The following is an 864-nucleotide window of genomic DNA, read 5'->3' as shown; positions in this document are numbered from 1 at the left end:
GATTTAGAAGATTACACGCCAGCGATGCAGGAATTACATCAAATCTTAACGGGAACTTTGCGTTATTCCAATCAGCGAAAAAAAACACACTTACCTTCTTTTACGGATAACTATTTAAAGGAAGGTCTACGCCGAAGTTGGGCCGCAGAGCGGATAGGGCATTTACTGGTCAAATATGAAAGTGAATGGTATGCCGATGAAGCATTAAGTAAATGGAATGAGATAGATGAGCTGTTTGAAGAAGAAAAGCAACAAAAAAAAGAGTCTATTGAAGCGATATTAGATAAAATCGGCATAATCGAGCCCTATCATCGAGACTTTGCCATGAAAAAAGTGGACGAAGCCCTTGAGCATGTCAAATCAAACTGGCAACTTGAAAAAGAGCAACGCATTAAACCGTCACTGTGGTGGAAAGAAGTGGCACAGGCACAAGCTCAAAACCCAACCGCAAACACTGATGCCAATACCCCTAAACTGTCCAATCTATCCGCAGACGGCAAGGCGTGGTTTATTCATCCGGTGGCGATGATAGATTACTTCCCTAAAAGCGAGATTCTTTTTCAGAAAGGGGATAAGCATGAGGTTATTCGGGAAATTAATATCCGCCTTGCAGGTTTTGGTGGCAATGTACCAACCGATGAATTTACTGAAAGAACAGAAAGGATGATAAAACAGTTTCAACGTGATTATATGCAAGTTGAGGAAACTGGCGTTGTGGATATACAAGTTATACAAGCAATTGATAGATTTCAAGATGAGTATTCAATAGATTCATTTTTTACACAGGCTCAATGCCAATGTTCAACTTTTAAAAATCTGACTGAGCCAACTTGTAATGGTTTTGGGCTTAATAAAACTAATAAT

1 protein-coding gene is annotated in these 864 nt (G+C 39.5%); it reads left to right on the top strand.

Annotation, left to right across the window (positions count from 1 at the left end):
* A partial coding sequence (locus A9G47_RS02955; RefSeq protein ID WP_141674796.1) for a peptidoglycan-binding domain-containing protein occupies positions 1-864 on the top strand: 864 nt, incomplete at both ends.

The sequence above is a fragment of the Gilliamella sp. WF3-4 genome (assembly GCF_001690275.1).
Classification (GTDB): Bacteria; Pseudomonadota; Gammaproteobacteria; order Enterobacterales; family Orbaceae; genus Gilliamella; species Gilliamella apicola_C.
The sequence above is the reverse complement of the archived record's forward strand: the minus strand, read 5'-3'. Positions and strand labels throughout refer to the sequence as shown.